The organism is Chromatiales bacterium 21-64-14, from assembly GCA_002255365.1.
In the GTDB taxonomy this organism is placed as follows: Bacteria; Pseudomonadota; Gammaproteobacteria; order 21-64-14; family 21-64-14; genus 21-64-14.
Genome location: NCBI01000084.1, coordinates 1 through 8001, shown reverse-complemented (window position 1 = coordinate 8001; position 8001 = coordinate 1). Strand labels below are relative to the sequence as shown.

At 60.7% G+C, this 8001-nt stretch carries 11 protein-coding genes; 5 read left to right on the top strand and 6 right to left on the bottom strand.

The genetic code is table 11. From position 1 onward, the window contains the following. Positions 1-211 precede the first annotated feature (211 nt). A complete protein-coding gene (locus B7Z66_15935; GenBank protein ID OYV74592.1) occupies positions 212-502 on the top strand; it encodes a nucleotidyltransferase in 291 nt (96 codons plus the stop codon). Beyond that, a complete protein-coding gene (locus tag B7Z66_15930; protein ID OYV74591.1) occupies positions 499-849 on the top strand; it encodes a hypothetical protein in 351 nt (116 codons plus the stop codon). Before B7Z66_15935 ends, B7Z66_15930 begins: the two co-directional genes overlap by 4 nt. A gap of 295 nt (positions 850-1144) precedes the next feature. On the opposite strand, the gene B7Z66_15925 is transcribed toward B7Z66_15930, so the two are convergent. From B7Z66_15925 to B7Z66_15900, 6 genes are all read right to left on the bottom strand, one after another. Next, positions 1145-1477 (bottom strand): hypothetical protein, encoded by a 333-nt coding sequence (locus B7Z66_15925; GenBank protein ID OYV74590.1) that lies wholly within the window; start codon positions 1475-1477, stop codon positions 1145-1147. Positions 1478-1933: 456 nt separating this feature from the next. Further along, positions 1934-2092 carry a hypothetical protein gene (locus B7Z66_15920; protein ID OYV74589.1) on the bottom strand — a complete coding sequence of 53 codons (159 nt, stop codon included), beginning with the start codon at positions 2090-2092 and terminating at the stop codon, positions 1934-1936. Between the two features lie 526 nt (positions 2093-2618). Next, positions 2619-3014, bottom strand: coding sequence for a hypothetical protein (locus B7Z66_15915; GenBank protein OYV74588.1), 396 nt, complete (start codon positions 3012-3014; stop codon positions 2619-2621). A 657-nt stretch (positions 3015-3671) separates the two neighbouring features. Continuing rightward, positions 3672-3950 carry a hypothetical protein gene (locus tag B7Z66_15910; protein ID OYV74587.1) on the bottom strand — a complete coding sequence of 93 codons (279 nt, stop codon included), beginning with the start codon at positions 3948-3950 and terminating at the stop codon, positions 3672-3674. A 42-nt stretch (positions 3951-3992) separates the two neighbouring features. Next, complete coding sequence (locus tag B7Z66_15905; protein OYV74586.1) at positions 3993-4748, bottom strand: AAA family ATPase; 756 nt, start codon at positions 4746-4748, stop codon at positions 3993-3995. A 17-nt stretch (positions 4749-4765) separates the two neighbouring features. Continuing rightward, entirely contained in the window at positions 4766-6307 is a 1542-nt protein-coding gene (locus tag B7Z66_15900; protein OYV74585.1) for an IS21 family transposase, read from the bottom strand. Positions 6308-6345: 38 nt separating this feature from the next. On the opposite strand from B7Z66_15900, the gene B7Z66_15895 reads away from it, so the two are divergent. From B7Z66_15895 to B7Z66_15885, 3 genes are all read left to right on the top strand, one after another. Next, on the top strand, positions 6346-6606 hold the full coding sequence (locus B7Z66_15895) for a hypothetical protein (protein OYV74584.1): 261 nt from the start codon (positions 6346-6348) through the stop codon (positions 6604-6606). 40 nt (positions 6607-6646) lie between these two features. After that, positions 6647-7249 (top strand): hypothetical protein, encoded by a 603-nt coding sequence (locus B7Z66_15890; protein ID OYV74583.1) that lies wholly within the window; start codon positions 6647-6649, stop codon positions 7247-7249. Then, positions 7246-8001, top strand: a 756-nt coding sequence (locus tag B7Z66_15885; protein OYV74582.1) for a hypothetical protein, incomplete at its 3' end; no start/stop codon positions are given. The genes B7Z66_15890 and B7Z66_15885, both read left to right, overlap by 4 nt.

Genomic DNA, 8001 nt, shown 5'->3' with positions numbered 1-8001 from the left:
TCCGGAGCGTGAGGCCGTCGTTCGTGCAGACCTCCGTACCGGGAGAAAAGGGAAAAACGTTGCATGATTCAGGCGACAACTATCTTGACGCGCGCCGAGGGATTGCACCCGGTACCGTGGCTCAAGGCCTAGCGATTCTCAAAAACAGTTCTTGAAACCCAATTCTCGCACGATTACGCTAACCATGAGTTTCGATAAAGGAGAATGCCGGATGCGCCCGTCGATCGTGCTCGATCTCAAGCGAAGTGCGGTTCGCGAAACAGCAAGCCGGTTTCGTACAGCGAACCCGCGCATATTCGGCTCCGTGCTTCGAGGCACGGATCAGGAGGGCAGCGACCTCGATTTACTGGTCGACGCGCTGCCCGGCGCGACGCTGTTCGACTTGGGCGGGTTGCAGGTCGAGCTGGAATCCTTACTTGGCATCCCCGTCGACTTACTGACGCCGAGTGATTTGCCGGCGTCGTTCCGTGCTCAGGTGCTCGCCGAAGCGCAGCCCGTATGAGCGATAACCGACTGGGTGACTACCTCGATCATATGCAGCAGGCGGCAGCTGATGCATGCGGGTTCGTAGACGGCTTGAGCAAAGACGACTTCCTTGCTGACAAGCGCACCCAGCAGGCGGTGGTCATGAGCCTCATCATCATGGGTGAGGCCGCCACCAAAGTGATGGATGGCTACGCTGAGTTCACCCAGACCCATCCCGAAGTGCCGTGGCGGAGCATGCGCGGGATGCGTAACCGCATCGCCCATGGCTACTTCGATATCAACCTCGACGTGGTGTGGGAGACGGTCCAAACCGCGCTTCCCGATCTGTTGCAGCAGCTGCGTGCGGCACGCACCCACGAGTGAGGGTGCCGTGACTCGTCCCATGCCCGCTTTGCCCGTGCTGACCCTTCAGGGTGGTTGGATCCGCGAATTCGTCAATGCACCCGGTCCTTGTGTTGCACTGGGTTTGGTCGAAGAATACGGGCAGTCGTACGCCTGCCTGGCACTACGTCCGCCAGACGGTCAAGACCGCCCCACAAGGGCCTCTCCGCTCCGCTTACCGCGCGAGCCCGTGCCGACCGCAGCCAAAATCGTACTATGTGTTAGGTTGTCCGGGCCGTTCACCAAACGGCAGAACGAAATCTATCGCCTAGGTTGGTCAGATCGCGCTGCGCACATCAAGCCGGTCTCCATACATACTGACAGGAATTCCCCCAAGTTTCTCGAGCTTCTTTCCATCAAAGTAATACACCCCCTCCCAGATCATCGCCCAGGAAACAGCTCCCACAAGAATAGCTAGCGGAAAGAGAAATATCCAAGCCCAAATCGGTATAAGATAACAGCTAAACAGCACCATAAACATAAGGAGCGACATCAATACGGCGCTCTTTCTGTAGAAATACAACTCTCCGCTGTCTAGCTTGATCCCGATCAGCCGCCTGCGATGGATATAGAGCGTGCAAGGCTTCCCCGTCGTATGCGCCTTGCTCATGTGCGAATCCAACCCTTGGATAACTTACAGTTTTAGGAGATATTTATCGCCAATCTTAACCGTGGCGTTGGCTAAGGTACTGCTAGATTTTCCCATCAGGTACCCGCCGGGGATCGAGGTCAGGTACGTCCCCCCCTCGCCGCTTCCCCGTTCATATTCTGATACGACGCCGCTAAATTCTTTCATCCGACATTCTCCTGTTGATCCCCGGTCGTGTCGGGCGCCATCCTCGGGGCCGACGCCCCCCTATAAACCGTATTCTGCCCTATGTTTTCGTCACGTGCAGCCGGGGAACCTACGAGATGAGAAGTGGCCGCGGTTGTTTGAACAGCTTTCCCCGATTTATAAGTGGATTCCGGGCGGGTTGGGGCGATGCAGAGTTGTCCACGGCGGCGGGCGTCGCTTGCGACGAACGACCGACGCGGTGGGCAACTCGGGGCGCACCACGATTTCATTCTATGCAGCCTCCTGGCAGTTTGGCAAGGCGTTCCAGTAGGCTTGTTTCGGTGTCATGCCCTGGAGGCTCGAGTGCGGCCGTTGCGTGTTGAACCAATCGATGTAGCGCCCGATGTCGGCCCGGGCTGCGCTCACGCAGTCGTAGGCCTTCAGATACACGCATTCGTACTTGACGCTGCGCCAGAGTCGTTCGACGAAGACGTCGCCACGCCCACGCCACGCGTCGTTGCTTAAACAAAATGTAGTGCCGACTTTTACCCTAAGCCATTGATCTCGCGTTGCCTCAGGGTCGATTCTGCGCAAGTTGGGCTAAGGCAGTCGGGTGTCCCGGCACATAGTGCCGTCGGGCTCGCGGGCGCTGCCCCGCGCCTCGTGCCGAGTCACGGCCATTCGGCATTGATCCCTGACGCCTCCGGCCCACCGCGGCGATCATCGTCGCGGTCTACTCTACGGTTATGCCTTGCTTCCTCCCCACGATCAGTCACCCTCACGCAGCGCAGTTGCGCTTCACTTCGTTCGCTGTGGTCAGCTTACGGGAGGACTTGCACCTCCAAGCCTTCGACACCAGCGTGATCGCACTGCCGTCCGGGGCGGTGTTGATCCCGGTCCAGAGACTGGTGTCGTAGCCGGTCCAACTGTTGTGCGCGGCGGTGTTCCAGTTGCTGATCCCGCTCGAGGTCAAACCCTAATTGATCGGGAAGCCCGCGTAGGTGCGGGGATGGTTGAGGTAATGCCAGTCGGCGTCCTGACCGGTGACCATCACGCGACTGCCGAAGGTCGGGGCGGCACTGACAAGCGCACCGTAGTTCGGATAGGTATTCCACCCCCCCTCCGGCGAGGCGACGACCAGGGCATTGTAGCTGCCCGTGGGCATGGCGCCGCTGCCCCAGTAGGTGATGGACCAGCTGTTATGGCCCGGCGCCGCCGCAGCCTGGTTGATGAGATTGTTGATGTTCGCATTGTAGTTGGGAGTATTCGTCACGCCCCCGGTGTACCAGAGCACGTTGATGGGACCCGCCTGGGCCGATGTGACGGCCAGACCCAGCAGCACTGCGGACAGCAGACTCAACCAGTTTTTCATGAGTTAATCCCCCCACGACTTCCGTTATCTTCCAGGTCCGCAGCGTTACACGGTCCCGCTTCGGCCGCTGTCCGATCCACTGCCCGGCTGGCGCCGGTATCACTGCCGCCGGATGGTTCGCGCTTGCGGACGGGCCTGCCCGGACAATGAGCAACAACCGGACCAACTGAAGAAACAGTGCAATAAAACAAGTGGTTGTCGGATCGCCGGGGCATCGGATTCATTCGGAAGTACACCAAGTGTAAAAACCTCTGAGAGCGCGGATCGTGAACTTCGGCCGAAAAATTCAGGAAAACAACCAGAGTAACAATAAATTACGGAATGACCGCCGCGCTTCCGGATTACTTCGCGCGTGTAGTGATACCGCTGATGTACGAACTAGTGGCGACCATGTCATCCTCGGTTAGGGGCGCGCGTAACCGGGTACACAGAAACGAATTTTCGTTCCTGTTCCAGTGTAAAGAAACGGACGCTTTAGGCCTTCGCCAAGCGCCGCCCTGCTATCCCCTTCATAGCCGCACGGCAGGCGGCTCGAACGACACCGAGCCCGCATTCTTCGGAGCGGGCTTTTCGCCACTCGCTACTGCGGTCATCTCCTTGCGCAAGGTCGCATGGCCCTGGATTTTCTTCTCCATGATTTGTTGCCCTCCTCTGGCGTCAGGTCGCAGAGGCCGCGTGCATCGCTTCCGCGCGCCGCAGCCTCACCGCCACATCAATCCGCGATCCGAGGCCATTGATCATCGCCATCAGGCGTTCGACGCTGATCCGGCGGAAGTCCGCATTTCGGACCCGCGAAAAATCGGCCGCGTCGATTCCCGTAAGGCTCTGCGCCTTCCGGACGCCTAACCCCTTCTTGTCGAGCACCTTGATGATCTCGGTTGCGTATTCCACTGATTCCTGCCACCGGTTCCACGCGAAGGCTGCCACCCAGTCCAGGGCAAGGCTGCCACGTGTCGGAGCGTAGCGACGCGGGAGTTATTACTCTGAGTCCGGTGTGTGCGTCAACTTGGATTTGCGTTTGCGCATGGATTCCCCTTTCAGATTGATCTTGTAAGCGGTGTGCACCAGCCGGTCGAGGATGGCATCGGCCAGTGTCGGATCGCCGATGATCTCGTGCCAGTGCTCGACCGGCAGTTGACTGGTGATGAGCGTGGCGCGTCGTCCGTGCCGGTCCTCGAGGATTTCCAGCACATCGCGGCGTTGCTCATCGGTGAACGTGGATAACCCCCAGTCATCGAGCACCAGCACATCGGTCTTGGCGAGCGCGGCAAGCAGCTTCGGGTAACGGCCATCGCCTTTGGCGATGGGCAGTTCCTGGAACAGCCGTGGGAGGCGCAGATAGTGAACCCGATAGCCGTCCCGACACGCCTTGTGCGCGAGTGCGCAGGCGAGCCAGGTCTTGCCGACACCGGTCGGGCCGGTGATGAGGATGTTGTGATGCGCCTTGATCCACGCACCATTTACCAAGCCGGCGATCATGGCCTTGTCGAGACCGCGCGGATGGCGGTAATCGATATCCTCGATGGCTGCCTGCTGGCGCAGCTTGGCTTGGCGCAGCCGTGTCTTGAGGCGCCGGTCATCGCGTTCGGTGATCTCCCGATCGACGAGCAGCCCGAGGCGTTCTTCGAAGCTCAAGTCCTCGATGTCGGGCAGGTCGATTTGTTCGGCAAGCGCTTTGCGCATGCCGGTGAGTTGCAGGTGTTGCAGTTTATCGAGTGTGGGATGGATCAGCATCGGTGGTCTCCTGTCGGTTAGTGGTAATACTCGGGTCCCCGGATATTGGGGTGATCAATGGCATCGGCGGCGGACGCGGGTTCGGGCAGCGGGGTCCGGTCCAGACCGCGCTTGAGGATGGATTCGATGCTGCGGTAACTCGGCGCGCCAAGGACCAGCGCCCGCTGACACGCCGATTCCAGACGCGTATCGCCATAGGTCTTGCCCAGACGCAGGATGCCCAGGCATGAGCGGAAGCCGTGTTGCGGATGCGGGCGCGATGCCAGGATCGCTTCGACGACGCGTGCGGTGGCAGCACCGGTCTGCTGCGCCCAGCGCACCAGCCGCTGTGGCGTCCACTGCGCATACTGCTGATGCGCCCGTGGCATGTGCTCGGTCACCGTGGTGTGGCGCCCTTTACTGTGCGCGCGCCGGTGGCTGGCGACACGCTTGCCCTGGTGCAGACACTCCACGACCTGCGCGCCGATGCGCACATCCAGCGTTTGCTTCACCAGCTGATAGGGCACCGAGTAATAGTGCCCCTCGACCTCAATGTGATAGTCAATGTTCACGCGCGCCTTCTTCCACTCGGCGTAGTCGTAGGGCGTGTCCGGCAACGGTTGCAGTGCCGGGCGCTCCAGGGTATCGAACCACTCCTGGCGCGAGCCGGGCAGCTTCTTGAAGGGTCGCCGGTTAAGATCCGCCAGCAGTTGTGCGATCGCAAGGTTCAGTTCGGCGAGACTGAAGAAGGTCTGGTGGCGCAGTCGCGCTAGGATCCAACGCTCCACCAGCAGCACGCCCGCTTCAACCTTGGCCTTGTCGCGGGGCTTGCAGGCACGGGCCGGCAGCACCGCGACACCGTAGTGCGCCGCCATCTCCTGGCAGGTGGGATTGAGGTCCGGCTCATAGCGGTGCGCGCGCGTCACGGCGGACTTCAGGTTATCGGGCACCAGCAGCGCCGGGCTGCCACCGAAGAACGCGAACGCCCGCACATGCGCACTGATCCAGTCCGGCAGTGTCTGTGTCCACGTGGCCTCGGCGTAGGTGTAGTTGCTCGCGCCGAGCACGGCCACAAAGATCTGCGCGGTGTGGATCTCACCGCTGCTGCTATCGATCACCGGCATGGTCGGGCCGCAGTAATCCACGAACAGCCTCTCGCCCGCCCGGTGACTCTGGCGCATCACGACATCGCGCGTGCCCCGCCAGGCACGGTAATGCATGCAGAACGCGCTGTACTGATACCCTTCCGGACACGTGACCTTGTACTCCTGCCAGAGCAGCACCAGCGTCACGCCTTTGCGTTTGAGTTCTTGATGCATCTGCGCCCAGTCCGGCACCGTGCGCAGATCCGCCGGCAAGGAGGCCGGTCGCGGGAACAGCCGCCGTTCCAGCGCCGCATCGTCCAGGTCCGCCGGTAGCGGCCATGACAACCCCGCGTCAGCCGCCCGGCGCAGATACTCGGTCACGGCGGGACGGCCAATGGCACAGCTCTGCGCAATGCGGCGGTTGCTGACCCCGCCGTCCCATTTCAGACGTAGCACTTCTCTTATCTTGCGCATGGATAACCTCTCTGCCGGCATCGGATACTCCTCGTGATTGAGAAATATCCAGCATACCGATGGTTATCCCGCGTCGCCGATGCGATGTCCTAAGGGTGGCAGCCTTCCCGTGGAATGGGTGGCAGCTTTCCCATGGAATCAGTGGCTGCTTTCGCGTGGAATGGGTGGCAGGCTTGCTATGGAATCAGTGGCAGGATTGGCGTGGAATACGCACACGGCGCGTTCGTGGGCCTCGAGGACTCCCAGCACTATCTCGATCGCAAGCTCGTACTGGCCAACCAGCGCCGTCATGGCACCACACAGCGACGGCCGATCGATGATCTTCGCCAGGAGCGCGAACACCTGCGCGCGCTGCCCGCGGTGGCCTACGAGATCGAGGAATCCGCCACCGCCCGCGTGCGCGCAGACGGCCACGTACGCTTCGCCAACCGCTACTACTCGGTTGAGGAGCGCTACCTCGGCGAGGAGGTGCTGATCCTGGCCGGCCGCGAGCGGCTGGCCATTTATCACCGGGGAATCCTGATCGAAACCCACGAACGCCTGACCGACCCCTACCGCTCGAAACAAACAAAACCCCAGCATTTGAAGCCCTGGGAGCGCGCTCTCTCTGATCACTCCGTTTACCGAAAGCGGGCACGGCCATTGGGGCCGGCGGTGGAGGAACTCATCGTGATCCTGCTCACCCAGGGCCAGGGCTTCATCGACACCCGCAAGGTCTGGGGGATTCTCTGTCTCGATAAGAAATACGCGGCTGCCGATATCGACGCTGCCTGCCGCCAGGCGATCGATATGAAGAGCTACTCATATCGCAAGGTCGCGAGTCTGCTGAAGAGCGCTCAAGCCTCCACGGCGGTGAAAGCAGCGCCTGTGACGCGCCCGAAAAATAAGTTCACGCGAGACTTGTCGGTCTACACCGCACAGCTCTCGCTTCTCCCCACCCAACCCCCAGGAGATGATGAATGAACATAGAAACGGTCAAAACGCAACTTCGCAGCCTTCGTCTGTCGGCCGCCGCACGCGAGCTCGAACAGGTATTGCTGCAGCACAGGAAAGCCGCCAATCTTGACTGGCTCTCCGATCTCCTGGCACGCGAGCTCGATGCAAGAAAACAGAACGCGCTAAAGCTTCGCTTCAAGCAGGCGGGCTTCCCAGAATCGGTCACGCTCGAGACGTTTGACTTCGGCTTCAATCCGGCGATCGATGAGCACATCATCCGCGAGCTCGCCACCTTGAAATTCATCGACGAGCACGGCATCGCCTTGCTGCTAGGACAGCCCGGTGTGGGCAAGACGCATGTCGCGCTCGCCCTCGGGGTGGCCGCCGCACACCGTGGATACCGCGTCTACTTTGCGACCCACAAGAAGCTGATCGAACAGATCACGTGCTCGAGGCACGAGGGCACGCTCGATCAGTTCTTCAAACGTCTGTTGTCCTGCGAACTGTGGGTCATCGACGACTGGGCGGCGGTGTCGATGAACCGCGAGATCGCCGAAGAGGTCTTTGATCTCATCGATCGGCGCAAGTACAGCTCGGGGCTTGTGCTGACGTCCAATCGTGCTGTCGAGGAATGGGGCGAAATCTTCCCGAACAGTGTGCTTGCCAACGCCACCATCGATCGGCTCTTCGAGCAGGCGCACGCGGTGGTCTTCCAGGGCAAGAGCTATCGACTGAAGGGACGCCTTACCACGCGTGAACTTGACACAACCCTTCGCAAC

Excerpts from the sequence above, each read along its gene's own strand:
- B7Z66_15935 (OYV74592.1), top strand. The coding sequence starts at position 212 with ATGCGCCCGTCGATCGTGCTCGATCTCAAGCGAAGTGCGGTTCGCGAA.
- B7Z66_15930 (OYV74591.1), top strand. The coding sequence starts at position 499 with ATGAGCGATAACCGACTGGGTGACTACCTCGATCATATGCAGCAGGCG.
- B7Z66_15925 (OYV74590.1), bottom strand. The coding sequence starts at position 1,477 with ATGAGCAAGGCGCATACGACGGGGAAGCCTTGCACGCTCTATATCCAT.
- B7Z66_15915 (OYV74588.1), bottom strand. The coding sequence starts at position 3,014 with ATGAAAAACTGGTTGAGTCTGCTGTCCGCAGTGCTGCTGGGTCTGGCC.
- B7Z66_15905 (OYV74586.1), bottom strand. The coding sequence starts at position 4,748 with ATGCTGATCCATCCCACACTCGATAAACTGCAACACCTGCAACTCACC.
- B7Z66_15900 (OYV74585.1), bottom strand. The coding sequence starts at position 6,307 with ATGCCGGCAGAGAGGTTATCCATGCGCAAGATAAGAGAAGTGCTACGT.
- B7Z66_15895 (OYV74584.1), top strand. The coding sequence starts at position 6,346 with ATGGTTATCCCGCGTCGCCGATGCGATGTCCTAAGGGTGGCAGCCTTC.